Annotated in this window: 14 protein-coding genes and 2 tRNA genes; 11 read left to right on the top strand and 5 right to left on the bottom strand. The window is 41.5% G+C overall.

The annotated features are described in order from the left end of the window. Window positions 1-593: 593 nt before the first annotated feature. Genes FTT74_RS02185 through FTT74_RS02170 form a run of 4 tightly spaced genes read left to right on the top strand, consistent with a single transcriptional unit; the run spans window position 594 to window position 4,035 of the window. Window positions 594-1,958 (top strand): COG3014 family protein, encoded by a 1,365-nt coding sequence (locus FTT74_RS02185; protein WP_179988501.1) that lies wholly within the window; start codon window positions 594-596, stop codon window positions 1,956-1,958. 16 nt (window positions 1,959-1,974) lie between these two features. Continuing rightward, window positions 1,975-2,376 carry a DUF1425 domain-containing protein gene (locus tag FTT74_RS02180; RefSeq protein ID WP_004975847.1) on the top strand — a complete coding sequence of 134 codons (402 nt, stop codon included), beginning with the start codon at window positions 1,975-1,977 and terminating at the stop codon, window positions 2,374-2,376. 13 nt (window positions 2,377-2,389) lie between these two features. Beyond that, window positions 2,390-2,992 (top strand): penicillin-binding protein activator LpoB, encoded by a 603-nt coding sequence (gene lpoB / locus FTT74_RS02175; RefSeq protein ID WP_004975849.1) that lies wholly within the window; start codon window positions 2,390-2,392, stop codon window positions 2,990-2,992. Window positions 2,993-3,048: 56 nt separating this feature from the next. Next, window positions 3,049-4,035 (top strand): CsgG/HfaB family protein, encoded by a 987-nt coding sequence (locus tag FTT74_RS02170; RefSeq protein WP_004975851.1) that lies wholly within the window; start codon window positions 3,049-3,051, stop codon window positions 4,033-4,035. A gap of 61 nt (window positions 4,036-4,096) precedes the next feature. Here the strand turns inward: FTT74_RS02170 and recN are convergent, their stop codons facing one another. Then, window positions 4,097-5,758: a DNA repair protein RecN gene (gene recN / locus FTT74_RS02165; RefSeq protein ID WP_179988500.1), complete on the bottom strand. Its 1,662-nt coding sequence runs from the start codon at window positions 5,756-5,758 to the stop codon at window positions 4,097-4,099. Window positions 5,759-6,252: 494 nt separating this feature from the next. Between recN and FTT74_RS02160 the strand changes: the two genes are divergently transcribed. The 3 genes from FTT74_RS02160 to FTT74_RS02150 all read left to right on the top strand — a co-directional run bounded on the left by FTT74_RS02160 (window position 6,253) and on the right by FTT74_RS02150 (window position 8,487). Then, a complete protein-coding gene (locus FTT74_RS02160) occupies window positions 6,253-6,576 on the top strand; it encodes a pyrimidine/purine nucleoside phosphorylase (protein WP_004975854.1) in 324 nt (107 codons plus the stop codon). A gap of 188 nt (window positions 6,577-6,764) precedes the next feature. Next, entirely contained in the window at window positions 6,765-7,514 is a 750-nt protein-coding gene (gene rlmB / locus FTT74_RS02155) for a 23S rRNA (guanosine(2251)-2'-O)-methyltransferase RlmB (RefSeq protein ID WP_004975856.1), read from the top strand. Window positions 7,515-7,557: 43 nt separating this feature from the next. Then, window positions 7,558-8,487 carry a DMT family transporter gene (locus tag FTT74_RS02150; protein ID WP_179988499.1) on the top strand — a complete coding sequence of 310 codons (930 nt, stop codon included), beginning with the start codon at window positions 7,558-7,560 and terminating at the stop codon, window positions 8,485-8,487. A 5-nt stretch (window positions 8,488-8,492) separates the two neighbouring features. Here FTT74_RS02150 and coaE read toward each other — a convergent pair whose 3' ends face one another. The 4 genes from coaE to pilB are packed head-to-tail and all read right to left on the bottom strand — an operon-like array spanning window position 8,493 to window position 12,961. Further along, entirely contained in the window at window positions 8,493-9,092 is a 600-nt protein-coding gene (gene coaE / locus FTT74_RS02145) for a dephospho-CoA kinase (protein WP_179988498.1), read from the bottom strand. 9 nt (window positions 9,093-9,101) lie between these two features. Then, complete coding sequence (locus FTT74_RS02140) at window positions 9,102-9,965, bottom strand: A24 family peptidase (protein WP_179988497.1); 864 nt, start codon at window positions 9,963-9,965, stop codon at window positions 9,102-9,104. Window positions 9,966-9,988: 23 nt separating this feature from the next. After that, entirely contained in the window at window positions 9,989-11,218 is a 1,230-nt protein-coding gene (locus tag FTT74_RS02135; protein ID WP_179988496.1) for a type II secretion system F family protein, read from the bottom strand. Window positions 11,219-11,248: 30 nt separating this feature from the next. Beyond that, complete coding sequence (pilB, locus tag FTT74_RS02130) at window positions 11,249-12,961, bottom strand: type IV-A pilus assembly ATPase PilB (RefSeq protein ID WP_179988495.1); 1,713 nt, start codon at window positions 12,959-12,961, stop codon at window positions 11,249-11,251. A gap of 277 nt (window positions 12,962-13,238) precedes the next feature. On the opposite strand from pilB, the gene tpiA reads away from it, so the two are divergent. The 4 genes from tpiA (at window position 13,239) to FTT74_RS02110 (ending at window position 14,637) form a co-directional block, all read left to right on the top strand. Continuing rightward, window positions 13,239-14,030, top strand: coding sequence for a triose-phosphate isomerase (tpiA, locus tag FTT74_RS02125; protein ID WP_019836081.1), 792 nt, complete (start codon window positions 13,239-13,241; stop codon window positions 14,028-14,030). 13 nt (window positions 14,031-14,043) lie between these two features. Further along, entirely contained in the window at window positions 14,044-14,373 is a 330-nt protein-coding gene (gene secG, locus FTT74_RS02120) for a preprotein translocase subunit SecG (RefSeq protein WP_004975868.1), read from the top strand. A gap of 53 nt (window positions 14,374-14,426) precedes the next feature. Next, window positions 14,427-14,511, top strand: a tRNA-Leu gene (locus tag FTT74_RS02115). Window positions 14,512-14,560: 49 nt separating this feature from the next. Beyond that, window positions 14,561-14,637 (top strand) — tRNA-Met (locus tag FTT74_RS02110). Window positions 14,638-14,646: the final 9 nt, after the last annotated feature.

Raw genomic sequence — 14,646 nt, 5'->3', positions numbered from 1 at the left:
TGGCAAACAGAACTGTAAACCGACTTGGAAACGTAAACGAGTTACAGCCAAATCATGCAAATATACATTTCTTAGCTGTACTTATCCCATAAAACCACTCTGATGACAACTTTGCTTTGGTAAAAGTGAGACAAAGAATAAATAAAAGAATAAATCTAAAATTTAGAAAAAATGATGTCATTAAATTTATCTATTTAGTTACAAAGTTGAAGATATAGGAACATAATAATTGATTGCTTTATTATCTTTGTGAGGTGGGTTTGTTAAATGTTTTAGTGTATATTTTTTAATCTACTTTTTTAATTTTAACGAATGTGATTTCTGTTTTTTAATTGCAAAATAGGCGGTTTTACTACATTTAGATTCTCTTTTATTAAATATTAAGTTTGTCTAATGAGTAGTGGTTTTTTAATATAAAAAATCTATAAGTTTGTTTATCTCTTTTGTAAGTTTTGTACTTTAGTGTAAAGTTTGTGTTTTTTATAGCTTGATATGTTTCAATAAATATACATAAAATACATATTGAAACAAAAAATGATTGTTTGTAAGATGGTGAAATTTTCATCTTTTATAGCTTTTTTTGATGGTTTAATATGAATTATTTAATAAAGGGAAGTTTGTTTGCTGCTGTTTTTTCAGCTTCAGTTTTTTCTCAAGCAGCAATTTTTGGAACTTATAATGATGAAGGTAATTTATTTCGCAGTCATTTGAATAATCATTTATCTGAAGATTTAGTTGCTAAATTTAAAGATAAAGTAGATTCAAAAGACGGCGTACTATATTTACTGGAGCAGGCACGTCTATTACAAGTCAATCATCAGTATGAAGAAAGTTTGAATCATTATAAGCAGGCTTTTGAATTGCTAGATAAACAAAAAAGTCGTGCAAAAATTAGTCTGAGTCGGGTCGGATTTAAAGCACTTTCTATGGTGAGTAATGATTCGGTGGTGCCTTATTTGGTACCACCTCATGAACAGGTATTGGCACATATTTCTCAAGCCAAAAATTATATTTTTCTAAAAAACCTTGAGGCTGCTGCAGTAGAAATGCGTGTTGCACAGGGTATTCAGCGTGAAATTGAACTGGCACATCAGGCTGAGTTTGAAAAGAAAAAAGAGAAAAATACAAAAGCAAATGCATCTTCAAATGCCGCATTGCATGTTTTAGATGAGGCATTTGTTGGCTTAGATCCAATTGCGGGCAAGATTAAGAATACTTATCAAAATGCCTATGCTTTTTATATGGCAGCTAACTTGTGGGAAACCTTAGGCGAATATAACGATGCTTTGGTGGATTACAAAAAAGCTTATGAGTTACAGCCTGATGAGCAGATTGCTAAGGATGTAAAGCGTTTAGATCAATTGGTTGCAAAACAAAGTAATAGTAGTGTGCCTGTTATTGTATTTATTGAACAAGGTATCGTTCCACAGAAAATTGAAAATAAGTTAGATATTCCGACTCCGGGCGGCATTATCAACATTGCTTTTGCGACTTATGAACCTAGCACTTATGTTGCACCTAAAAGCCTGAAAGTGAAGCTGAATAACCGAGTTTTGCAAGACAGTTATGTGATTAGTGATATTGGTGCATTGGCTGTCAAAGACTTAAAAGAAAAAGTCGTTGGAACTTTAACAACCCAAGTGATTCGTGCCACAGCCAAATATGCTGCTCAAAAAGAGCTTGGTAACCAATTTGGTGTTTTAGGGCAATTGGCAGGTAACGTGCTCAATATGGCAACCGAGCGAGCAGATTTACGAGCTTGGACAACTTTGCCAAGTAATACGCAAATTGCACGTCTGAACTTAACACCAGGGACACACAACTTACAGTTATCGTCAGGTAATTTGTCAAGCTCCTCTGTGAAGTTGGATGTAAAAGCCAATGAAACAGTATTTGTTTATGCACATCATGTAAATGACAAAATTACAGCAAGTGTAAGTAGTATTCCACGCCAATAATATTGAAGAGAACTTTATGAAAAATCAGCTAAAACTCGCATTACTCGGTCTTAGTGCTGCGGCGATGGTTGGATGTACAGCCCCTAATGCTTTGTCTACACAGACAGATGCGAATAACGAAGTAAGTATTCGCACCATTACCAATAACCCAGTCTTAACCACTGAGGTATTTGTTGAGCGTGTGGGAATGTCTATGGCAGGCGACTTAAAAAAGGCATCAATTGCCATTAAAAACCGCCGTTTCAATAACAAAGATTTTAGCTACAAAATCGTATGGGTCGATGCACATGGGGCAGAAGTGAACCCTGAAGGTGCGATTTGGAAACCAATTCAGTTAACGGGTCGAGAGGTGAAGGGCGTGCAATCTTTAGCACCAAATCCATCGGCTGTAGATGTTGTTGTGTATTTAAAGAAATAAGCGAGATAGAGCAATGAATGCAAAGTTAATCATGGCTGTGGTAGCAACTTCTGTTTTGGCAACAGGTTGTGCAACAACGGGTAGTGCAGTGAGTTATGGTGATGCTCAAGCTGTAGAAACTTTAACGAAAGATTTTGGATCGACAGATCTACAAATGATTGCTGCAAAGATGGTGGATGATATGCTGACCTTCCCACCTGTGGTGCAAATGACGCAAACTCGTCGTCCAGTCATTGTGCTTGATCGTATTCATAACAAGACACAAGAACATATCGATACAGAATCTATTACAGATACGATTCAGAACAAATTAATTAATTCAGGGAAGTTTCGTTTTGTAGATATGAAATCTGTCAATGCGATGGCGCAGCAACTTGCCTATCAAAAGCAAAGCGGCATGGTCAATCAAGCGACTGCAGTGCGTACTGGTGGACATATCGGTGCTGAATATATGCTCAATGGCAATCTATCTAGTATTGTAAAAAATGCAGGTGGTAAGAGCGATGTGTATTACAAGTTCACATTTAAATTGCAGAACTTACAAACTGGCATTGTAGAGTGGACAGGCGAAAAAGAAATCCGTAAGGCAGCAAAGCGCTCAACTTTTGGTCTTTAATTTAATCTGAAAGCAACTGCGCTGTGATAAGCGCAGTTGCTGTTGAAGAATAGAACATGAAAAAAATATTATTTGCAGGCTTATTATCTGGATTACTGTGCAGTCCTGCTTTTGCTGCGATTAAAGAAGTGATTAAAGAGGCAACGGGTAGTGGTCCAACACAACACCAAGCTATTTCTGAAGCATTATTGATTGCAGTTCAATCGGTGAATGGTGCTTCGGTATCGTCACAAATGAATTATGAAGAAACAGTTTCTTTATCTGTAAATAATCAGGGCTGGACATATACGGGTAAAGTTTCACCTGTATTTAGTGTAGCCAATCAAGGTTCGGGTTCTGTCACCAAGTTTCAGGTCTTGAGTGTTTCTGGTGCTAAAAATAATTATCGCGCTAAAGTTCGCGCACATGTGGTGAAGTTTGAATCTACTGTACAAGATCAACACATGCGCCGTATTGCAGTCTTGCCATTTCAAATGGCAGAAAAAAATAACCGCTTAGCCAGCGGTGCTTCTGCTTCTGAGTTTAGTCAAGAATTATCAGATACTTTAGGTACTTATTTGGCACAGTCAGGGCAGTTAAGTGTTGTTGATCGTCATTACATAGATGAAATGCAATTTGAAAATGACTTCCTGTATTGGGATGGTGCACCGCATGAGTTAGCGCGTATTGGTCAAAAAGTAGGTGCTGATTATTTACTCGTGGGGCGTATTAACGATTTGTCAGTTGCTAGCGGTCAACAAATGTATGGGTTAAATGCTGGTGCAGAGCAGGTGCGTTTAACGTGGCGAGTGATTGAAGCGAATACCAGTAAGGTAGTTGCGGCAGGGACTTTTAATCGTACCTTATCGAACTTGATGACACAGAATCTTTTAAATAATAGTTTAAATGATAGTACTGCAGATAAGATTGCCCAAAGTTTAAATCCTGAAATTTTACAGGGTCTTAAACTACAACCTGTGCAATCTTCTAGCAGTCAATTTTATGATACCTCTCCAGGTTATGAAATGACACCTGGTTCAAGTGACCAACCTGTGAAATGGTAAATAATGATTAAGCTTGTTTTAGACCTGAATAAATCCCCCTGAAAATCAGGGGATTTATTTTTTAAGCCTGTTGAAACTTCAATTGGCGTAATTGTTTGGCGTGTTGCAAGGTAGTGTCATTAATTTCAACACCGCCTGTCATGCGTGCCAATTCTAAAATACGCGCATCTTCTTCTAATTCAACAATGGTACTGCTGGCAGGATCGGTCTGACGTTTTTTCACTAAAAGGTGTTGATCAGACTGTGCTGCCACTTGTGCTTGGTGGGTAATACATAAAATTTGAACGTGTTGCGCCAAACCTGCGAGTAAGCGCCCCACAATTTCTGCGGTACCACCACTAATCCCGACATCAATTTCATCAAAAACCAAAACTTCAGCTTCGGTTTTTTCGGCATTCATGACTTGCATGACCAAGGCAATCCGCGATAATTCACCACCAGAAGCCACGCGTGCCAATGGCTGTGCAGGAATACCTTTGTTGGCGGTAAACAATAATTGAATAAAACTTAACCCCTCCGCAGAAACCTGCTCTAAAGGTTCAAACTTAAATTCAAAATGTGCCTCAGGCAGTGCCAACTGTTTGACTTGCTCGGTCAGTTGTTTGGCAAGTGGTGCGGCTGCTTCACGACGGATGTCATCTAAATGTTGTGCTTTGGCTAAGAAGTCCTGATGTGCCACTTCTACTTGTTCTGCCAAAGTTTCAGGATCTTCCAGTTCATGTAAAGCCATGAGTTCGGCTTGCCAAGTATCGAACTCTTGTTTCAGTAATTCAGGCTGAGTGCGGTATTTACGTGCCAAACGATGAAAAACTTCCAGCTTCTGATTCAGTTCTTCCATGCGCTCTGGATCAAAGCTTTGACGATCAATAAACTGACGTAAATTGGCTGTCGCATCATCTAATTCACTTTGCGCATTTAACAATGAATTATAAATTTCCGATAATTGCTCACTGCGCCCCGCATGCGATTCCAAGCGGCGAATAATTGAAGCAATTTCCTGAGTGATGTTTTGCTCGGCTTCATCCAAGGCATTTAAGCTATAACTGCAATCCTGCATGATATGTTCATGATGGCTTAGGCGATCAAACTCTTGTTCAATCTCCTTATAATCTATTTGTACCAGTTCTTCGAGTTCTTCGAGCTGTAAGTTTAGGGTTTCGATGCGTTGCTTGCGAGTTGCCTGTGCATCCAGCGCTGCCTGATGCTGTCGGATATTTTTTTGCCATGTACTGTAAGCATCACGTACTGCTTGGGCAGGGGCATAAAAATTATAATAACGATCAAGCCAGTGTTTTGGATAAGGCGGTTCGAGCAATTGTTGCTGACTGTGCTGACTGTATAACTGTACCAGTAAGCGTCCAATTTCTTTCAGCTCTGCCAAACTGCTTGGGCGTCCATTAATCCATGCCTTGCTGCGTCCTGTGGCAAAAATTACCCGACGTAAATGGATTTCACCAGACTCATCATCTAATTCATGTTCTTTTAGCCATTGTGCTTCAGGGCTATTGTTCTGATAACTGAAACTCGCAGTCACATCGGCTTTATCTGAGCCAAAACGCACATAATTGGTATCGGTACGTTCACCTAAACAGGCAGAGAGTGCATCTAATAGTAAGGATTTACCGGCACCTGTTTCCCCTGTTAGAACGTTAAAACCTGTTTCAATATCCAGTGCTAAGTGGTCGGCAAGGGCAAAGTTAATCAGTGTTAAATGAGTCAGCATAAACGCATCCAAGCTGCGAAAAGTGTCAGTGAAAGAGAGTTAAGTTTTGGAAATGCCATAACAAGGCTGTTATTTTCGTCTGTTTAATTCTAGCTTAAATTGCAGCACAAACAACAAAAAATGTACCCGATAAGCATCCTATATAAAACGCAAGACTCGTTGACCATTTCATTTGATAGTCATCAAATTGCAGTATATTCGCTTAGGAAGTTTTTAGGTGCTGCCTGATCGGGTGAAACTTAAATGATACACATACTATTTGTGATCTGTTTCACATTCAGATTTAGCACTTTAGTGGGGAAGAATCTAGAGCAGAGTACTTTGCATGCCGCTGGCATTGGCTTAGACTGTGCTGTCAGCGTGTTGCATGCTGCGTATTGAAAACATTGTTCAATTTACGCAAAGCCCACTGTAAACACAGATTGATTAGTTCTGAGGACAGAATTAAACTACATCAGTCAAAAATATAAAAACGCGTTACCTGGAGAATACGCATGTCAGCTCAGTTTGATCATGTATCAGTTGTGAAAAAGTCGAATGTCTATTTTGGTGGGCAATGCATCAGTCACACGGTGCAATTTGAAGACGGTACCAAAAAAACCTTAGGGGTAATTTTACCGACTGAACAAGCCTTGACTTTCGAAACGCATGTACCTGAACGTATGGAAATTATTTCAGGTGAATGTCGTGTCAAAATTGCCGATAGCGAAGAAAGTGAATTATTCCGCGCGGGTCAATCGTTCTATGTGCCTGGCAATAGCCGTTTCAGCATCGAAACCGATGAAGTGCTCGATTACGTGTGCCACTTAGAAGGCTAATCAGCCGATAATAGGGTATTGAATTAAGATTTCATTTTTCTCCTGCTTGAGCACCCAATCAAGCGGAATTGAATCAAGAAATTTTCACCCGAATCGGTTAAACTAGATCTTATTGAAATCCTGTAAAGTCAGCTTTGCAGGATTTTTCGTTTTCGCTGGTTTATTGGTGCATTAATTAGAGGTCGTTCATGGCAAAACCTGAATATTATTATGGCGTTCACTCGGTGGAGTCATTATTGGAGCTTGAGCCAGAGCGTGTCTTAACTCTTTTTACCTTAAAAGGGCGTGATGATCAGCGTTTACAAAAGATTTTAGAACTTGCCGAACCATTTGGCATTAGTGTGCAAAAAGCCAGCCGTGACAGCTTGGAAAAACTGGCAGGTTTGCCTTTTCACCAAGGAGTGGTGGCTGCAGTACGCCCACATCCAACTCTGAATGAAAAAGACTTGGATGCCTTGTTGCAGGCTGATAGCAAGCCTTTACTTTTGGCGCTCGACCAAGTCACCGACCCGCATAACTTGGGTGCGTGTATCCGTACTGCCGCTGCGATGGGGGTTACTGCCGTGATTGTGCCGCGTGATCGTTCAGCAAGTTTGACCCCAACTGCACGCAAAGTAGCTGCAGGTGGTGCAGAAAAAGTCAAATTTATCCAAGTGACCAATTTGGCACGTACTTTGGCGCATTTGAAACAAGAGTTTAATGTGCGCGTGGTGGGTACGATGCTGGATGAAAAAGCTTTGCCAATTCAGCAATTTGACTTTACAGGCACAGCAGTATGCGTGGTGATGGGCGCAGAAGATACAGGTTTACGCCCAATTACCCAGTCACAATGTGATCAAACCGTATTTATTCCAATGGCAGGAAATCTGCAAAGTCTGAATGTCAGTGTTGCAACAGGTATGGCCTTGTATGAAGCTTGTCGTCAGCGTCAGGCTTAATTGCTGATTTTGTATTTGCTATTTTATTGATGCTTTCAACACCGTGATTCGTCTATCTCCCCAAAAGCAAGGTTATGCTTTGGTGCTTGTTACCATGTGCATTTGGGGTGGTTTTACCCTAACTGCTCGGCTGAATGCACAATGGCAGATCAGTGCTTGGGATATTACCGCCTTACGCTTTGCTTTGGCTTTTTGTATTTTAATGCCGATTCTTATCTGGAAAAAAGATACGGCATTTTTATGGAAAAAAGAGCCTTTTATTTTGGCAATGATTGGTGGAGTGGGCTATTGCCTGACTGCGTATAGTGCTTTTCATTATGTACCTGCTGCGCATGCTGCCATTTTTTTGAATGGCTGTATTCCTGTTTGTACCGCCATTGCTGCTTGGATGTTATTTCGAGTGCCTTTTGACCGCCATACCTGGATCAGTATTGTAATTATGCTGACCGCCATTGCGGGCATGAGTGCGCTAATGTATCAAGAAACAGGCGTTGCTTTTGGACTTGGGGATGGACTGTTTTTTATCAGTGCCATTTGGTGGGGCGTGTTTACGGTTTTATTAAGACAATGGAAGCTCTCCGCTTGGCATGCTATGGCAGGTGTCGCAATTTGGTCGGCAATCGTCTATGTCCCGATTTACGTACTGTTTTTCCCGAAACAACTCACCGCACCCGAACCGATTCATTTATTGCTGCAAACTGTTTTTCATGGGGTATTTGTGGTAATCATCGCAACACTTAGCTATGTCGAGGCAATTAAGCGTTTGGGGGCATTCAAAACTGGTAGTATTGTGACCTTGGCGCCGTTTATTGCTGCGATTCTTGCTGTCCCTTTATTGGGCGAGCCGTTGAGTCTGGCAATTTTATGTGGCTTGATGGGTATGGGGATTGGCGCTTTGCAACCTTGGCGTTGGTGGGCACGACCTGACAGCTTAAAAGCCCAACTTGAACAGCAAAAAAAACAGTCAGATTAATTTGCTTACTGCATCGCTCGCTTTAAATACTGCTGATGCAATACTTCAAGTTTGCTATACAAATGATCTAAATGCCCATCGTTCAGCACAATGTCATCGGCTAGGCGTTGTTTTTCAGCACGTGGCATTTGTGCTTGAATAATTTTATGAATTTGCTCAACCGTTTGACCATCACGTTGTGAAGCACGGTGAATTTGTAGGGCTTCAGTAGCATCAATCAATAATGTATGTCGGGTCAATTGATGTTGATTGGTTTCAAACAAGAGTGGTGAAACCAAAACCACGTAGGGGCTATTGGCAGCATTTAATTGTTGAATAATCGATTCACGAATTGCAGGGTGGGTGATTTTTTCAAGTGCTTGTCGTGCACTTGGTTCTTTGAAAATGTGTTCACGTAAGGCACGACGATCAAGCTCACCATTCTCAAGTAAAACCCAATCGCCAAAGTGTTGTCGAATTTGCTTTAAGGCAGGCTGTCCTTTTTCGACTACTTCACGTGCAACCACATCTGCATCGACCACAACAATGCCTTGGGTCTCAAACCACGCACTGGCTGCAGACTTGCCACTGCCAATTCCTCCTGTTAGACCCAAAACAAAACGCATGTGCTGTCCTTATTGTCCCAAATATACTTTCATGATTGGCTCGCCCCATAAAAAGGCAATCCAGCCCGCAATGGCGATATACGGACCAAACGCAAAGGGTTGATTTTCTTTACGTACTTTTAACAGAATAATGCCAATAATCGCCCCAACTAAGGACGATAGCAGCACAATCAGGGGTAACATCATCGGCCCCATCCATGCACCTAAAGCGGCAAGGAGCTTGAAGTCGCCATAGCCCATGCCTTCTTTGCCTGTGACGATTTTAAACAGGTAATACACCACCCATAGACATAGGAAGCCAATCACATAGCCCCAAATTGCCGAGGTTGGTGAGGTATAGATGGCATAGCTGTTGACGGCCAAACCCAGTGCAGCCAAAGGCAGGGTATAACGGTCTGGCAAGAGTTGTGTATCGAAATCAATGAAGGTGAGCGCAATCAAGGTATAAGTGAGTAGCAAGCCAAATAGCATTTGTACGGTTGGGCCAAATACCGCAAGCACAATCAGAGCGCAAATAGCAGTTAATACCTCAATCAGTGGATAACGTATACTGATCGGGTTTTGGCAGTTGCCACATTTACCGCGTAATACCAACCAACTCAGCACAGGAATATTTTGATACCAACGAATTGGGTTGTGACATTTGGGACAGGTCGATGCAGGTTTGCTGAGGGTGATTTTACTTTCATCAATAATGGCTTGTTCAGGATGTAACAACATTTGGCAGTCGTTACGCCACTCCTGTTCCATCATTTTTGGGGTGCGATAAATCACCACATTCAAAAAACTGCCAATACATAAACTAAAAAGTCCAACTGCGATATAGAGCGCAGTTGGATTTTGGATCAAGTACGCGATTAATTCTGTAAGCAATTTACTCAGCCTTTAAAATATAATTAGCCAACAACTGAACCCATTTGGAAAATAGGTAGGTACATAGCAATAACTAAACCGCCAACTAAAACCCCTAAGATTGACATAATCAACGGCTCCATCATTGAGGTTAAGCCATCTACTGCGTTGTCGACTTCGTTTTCATAGTGGGTTGCGACTTTATCCAGCATGGCATCTAGCGCACCTGATTCTTCACCAATGGCGACCATTTGCACCGCCATAGAAGGGAATTTATTGGTGACACGCATGGCGAATTGTAGCTGCTGTCCTGTCGCGACATCATCACGTATTTTCATCACCGCTTCTTCATAGACCACGTTATTGGTTGCCCCAGCGGTCGATTCCAAAGCATCAATTAAGGGTACACCAGCAGCAAAAGTAGTGGCTAAAGTACGGCTATAACGCGCGATAATGGCTTTATAGACCAAGTCACCAAAAATAGGCGCTTTCAGTGCCGCTTTGTCTAAGAAGTCACGGAATTTTTTACTGCGTTTTTTAGTTTCCAAGAAACCTGCAATCATGACCCCAATCACAATAATCAGAATAAACCAGTATTTCTGCATCCATTGTGACATGTTGACCACCATTTTAGTGAAGGCAGGCAAGTCCGCACCAAAAGAGCTAAACAACTCTTCAAACACAGGTACGACTTTCACCATCAAAATAATGGTCACAATCACGGCCACCACGATGACCGTTGCAGGGTATTTCATGGCTTTTTTAATTTTTTGTTTGAGTAATTCACTCTTTTCTTTATAGATCGCAACACGATCCAGCATGGTTTCTAGTGCACCCGATTGTTCACCAGATTCAACCAAAGAGCAGAACAGATTGTCAAAATATTGAGGATATTTACGCAATGCGCCAGCAAAGGTATTCCCGCCTTCCACTTCACCTTTAATGCCTAAAACCACTTCACGCATGGCGGGGTTTTCAAGACCTTCGGCAACAATCTCAAAGCTTTGTACCAAAGGCACACCTGCTTTCATCATAGTGGCAAGCTGACGCGTGAAAATAGTGATGTCTAAGGTCGACACCCGTTTTTTCATTAAGCCTTCAAGAATATTCTTTTTCTTTTGGCGAATCGTCTTGATGGTAATCCCTTGTTTACGCAATGTGACCTTTGCCAAGGCCATATTACGCGCTGGAATTTCCCCTTTTAACTTAGCCCCTTTGCGGTCAATCCCTTCATAAACGAAGGTGGGCATCATCTGTGCTTTTTTGACAGCCATGCGTATTTATCCTTATTTTAAATTTTACAACTATTCACTGGTCACACGATTGACTTCTTGCAATGAAGTCACCCCCTGCATGACCTTAAGTAACCCCGAACGACGCAGATTGTTAAACCCCGATTTTGCTGACGCATCAGCAATTTGGATGGCATTACCATCCTCCATAATAATTCTAGAAATTTCTGGTGTGACTTTCATCACTTCATAAACACCAACACGTCCTTTATAACCTTCACGGCATTCAGAACAGCCTACAGGTTGATAGACCTGAAATTCTGGATTGCTCAAATCGGCTTCAGTAAAGCCCATTTCCAATAAGCTTTGTTTTGGAATATCGGAAGGAGTTTTGCAATGCGGGCATAGGCGTCGTGCCAAACGCTGTGCAATGACGAGGTTTACCGAAGTTGCGATGTTAAAGGAAGGAACGCCCATGTTGCGTAAACGCGTTAAAGTTTCTGGCGCACTGTTGGTGTGTAGGGTAGATAAAACCATGTGACCTGTTTGGGCAGCTTTAATTGCAATTTCTGCAGTTTCAAGATCACGAATCTCACCCACCATGACAATATCAGGGTCTTGACGTAAGAAAGATTTCAGGGCGGCAGCGAAGGTTAAGCCTACTTTATTGTTGACGTTAACCTGATTGATGCCTTCTAAGTTAATTTCCACAGGGTCTTCGGCGGTGGAAATGTTGGTATCTTCTCTGTTTAAGATATTTAAGCCTGTATATAGCGATACCGTTTTACCCGAACCCGTTGGACCTGTAATCAGTAACATGCCTTGCGGTTTTTCTAAGGCTTCCATGAACAATTCTTTTTGTTCTGGTTCATAGCCCAAAGCGTCAATTCCTAGCATCGCGCTAGATGGGTCAAGAATACGCAGTACAATTTTTTCACCGAACAAGGTTGGCAACGAGTTCACACGGAAGTCGATGGACTTGTTTTTAGATAGTTTTAATTTAATACGACCATCTTGCGGGACACGCTTTTCAGAAATGTCCATTTGGGACATCACTTTTAAACGTGATGCCAAGCGGTTAGCTAACTGTAAGGGTGGGGTGGCAATTTGACGTAATACACCATCGACACGGTAACGCACTCGATAGGTTTTTTCATACGGTTCAAAGTGTAAGTCCGAAGCACCCATGCGAATTGCATCAATCAGTAATTTGTTGATGTATTTAACAATTGGGGATTCATCACCCTGCGGTTCATCTTCTGCAGCTTGTTCTGGTTCGCTGTTACCATCTTCAAAGTTGAGATCGAAGTCATCATCTTCAAATTCAAAAGCAGACTCACTCGCAAAGTTTTGTTCAATCAGTTTTATCAATTTATCGTGTTCGACCACAATGGCTTCAATATTCATTTTACTGTTGAAACGAATGGCATCCATTGCTTCGATATTGGTCGGGTTACTGGTCGCAACGTAAAGCAGGTGATTGCGCTTAAAAATAGGTAAAAGGTTATATTTGCTGAAAAGCTTTTCATCAATGCCTTCACGCACGATGAGCGCAGAGTCATACACGCTTAAATCAAAAATAGGTTCGCCAAACTCATTAGAAATTTTTTCAGCAATGATTAAAGGCGCGATATTTAGGTTTTGAATGAGATAGGGAACAATATCAACATTATCTTTTTGTGCGGCTTTAATGGCAGTTTGCATATTTTCAGCAGAAACGAGCCCATCTTCGACCAAACGTCGAATAAAACCTGTAAATCTAGGTGTAGCTTGTTGTACTGACATTCCCCAACGTCCTCAAAATCAAGATTGTTTATAATTGGTATCTTAAAATTATACTTTTGTTGCACAAAAATACCATATCTGAAAGTGCTGTCACCACCTAAGTATCGCCTAAAAGCATGAACCAGTTACATTAATCTGCTAAAAAAATTGTAAGTCCTGCCATGAAAAGATACTTCATGCAGCAGTTTGATGCAAAGCTTGTACAAAAAACTCAGCAGAAATGTGATTTGCGTGTAGAATGTGCGCGATTAAATGAATTGTTTTTGCAGGTTATTCTATGTCGGCTACGACGATTAAGCCTTGGGTGGTTGGCAATTGGAAGATGAATCCGATACATGCCGATGCTCAGCAACTTATTTCTGAATTTAAAACATTATTACAAGACAGCCCTGTAGAGGCTGAAAAGTGTCATTTGGGGATTGCACCTGTCACTTTGGCTTTAACTCAAATTCAAGCTGCATTGAGCGAAGCAGTACGTCCTGTCTATACCGTTGCACAAGACCTTTCCCGTATTGCGGGTTTGGGTGCATATACAGGCGAAGTCAGTGCAGAATTGCTAAAAGACAGTCAAATTGATTATGTATTGGTTGGGCATTCAGAACGTCGTGAACTTTTTGCAGACACACCAAGCATTTTGAATGAAAAAGTTAAAAATGCCTTGCAGGCAGGTTTGACAGTTATTTATTGTGTGGGTGAAAGTCTGCAACAACGTGAAAGCGGTCAGGCAGAGCAAGTTGTTTTGCAACAAATTTGTGATATTGCTGCTGTGGTTGACGCTGAGCAATGGCAACAGATAGTGATTGCGTATGAACCTATTTGGGCAATTGGTACAGGCAAGACCGCATCACCTGAAGATGCGCAAACCATGCATGCAAAAATCCGTGAAGGTTTAAGCCAAATCACCGCTTATGCGGTGACTCTACCGATTTTATATGGTGGTAGTGTAAAACCAGAAAATGCCGTAGAGTTAGCAGCCTGCCCAGACATTAATGGTGCTTTGGTCGGTGGTGCATCCTTAAATGCGGCATCGTTCCATCAAATTGCGCAAGCCTTTGCAAATACACAATAATGAGGAGTTCAGCATGCAAACATTTGTGCTGGTAGTACATATTATCTTAGCCATTTTAATGATTGGACTAATTTTGGTTCAGCATGGTAAAGGTGCAGATGCAGGCGCTTCTTTTGGTGGCGGTGGTGCGGCAACCGTATTTGGTGCGTCAGGCTCAGGTAACTTTTTAACCCGTTTAACGGCAATTTTAACAGCATTGTTTTTTGCAACCAGTTTAACTTTAGCGGTGTTTGCCAAGAAACAAACCACAGGTGCATATAGTTTGCAGACTGTACAAACGACTGCACCTGCACAGCCAGTATCGCCTGAAACTTCACCAACTGCGCCTAAAAGCGCTGAATAATTTTATTTAGCACTTTCTTTTTTCGCATGATGCGACTAGAATGCGTCACAGCTGCGGTGGTGGTGGAATTGGTAGACACGCTACCTTGAGGTGGTAGTGCTTTCGGGCGTGGGGGTTCAAGTCCCCCCTTCCGCACCAACTTATAATCCAGAAAACATAAGTTGGTGTTAAGCAGCAAATCTGTTGATGCGGGATGGAGCAGTCTGGTAGCTCGTCGGGCTCATAACCCGAAGGTCGTTGGTTCAAATCCAGCTCCCGCTACCAATCAATCCT

Source organism: Acinetobacter sp. YH01007 (assembly GCF_013420425.1).
Taxonomy (GTDB): domain Bacteria; phylum Pseudomonadota; class Gammaproteobacteria; order Pseudomonadales; family Moraxellaceae; genus Acinetobacter; species Acinetobacter towneri.
This window is presented reverse-complemented; position numbering and strand designations above follow the sequence as displayed.

Bases quoted from the DNA above. Each gene is read 5' to 3' on its own strand.
- FTT74_RS02185 (WP_179988501.1), top strand. From the start codon at position 594: ATGAATTATTTAATAAAGGGAAGTTTGTTTGCTGCTGTTTTTTCAGCT.
- FTT74_RS02180 (WP_004975847.1), top strand. From the start codon at position 1,975: ATGAAAAATCAGCTAAAACTCGCATTACTCGGTCTTAGTGCTGCGGCG.
- lpoB (WP_004975849.1), top strand. From the start codon at position 2,390: ATGAATGCAAAGTTAATCATGGCTGTGGTAGCAACTTCTGTTTTGGCA.
- FTT74_RS02170 (WP_004975851.1), top strand. From the start codon at position 3,049: ATGAAAAAAATATTATTTGCAGGCTTATTATCTGGATTACTGTGCAGT.
- recN (WP_179988500.1), bottom strand. From the start codon at position 5,758: ATGCTGACTCATTTAACACTGATTAACTTTGCCCTTGCCGACCACTTA.
- FTT74_RS02160 (WP_004975854.1), top strand. From the start codon at position 6,253: ATGTCAGCTCAGTTTGATCATGTATCAGTTGTGAAAAAGTCGAATGTC.
- rlmB (WP_004975856.1), top strand. From the start codon at position 6,765: ATGGCAAAACCTGAATATTATTATGGCGTTCACTCGGTGGAGTCATTA.
- coaE (WP_179988498.1), bottom strand. From the start codon at position 9,092: ATGCGTTTTGTTTTGGGTCTAACAGGAGGAATTGGCAGTGGCAAGTCT.
- FTT74_RS02135 (WP_179988496.1), bottom strand. From the start codon at position 11,218: ATGGCTGTCAAAAAAGCACAGATGATGCCCACCTTCGTTTATGAAGGG.
- pilB (WP_179988495.1), bottom strand. From the start codon at position 12,961: ATGTCAGTACAACAAGCTACACCTAGATTTACAGGTTTTATTCGACGT.
- tpiA (WP_019836081.1), top strand. From the start codon at position 13,239: ATGTCGGCTACGACGATTAAGCCTTGGGTGGTTGGCAATTGGAAGATG.
- secG (WP_004975868.1), top strand. From the start codon at position 14,044: ATGCAAACATTTGTGCTGGTAGTACATATTATCTTAGCCATTTTAATG.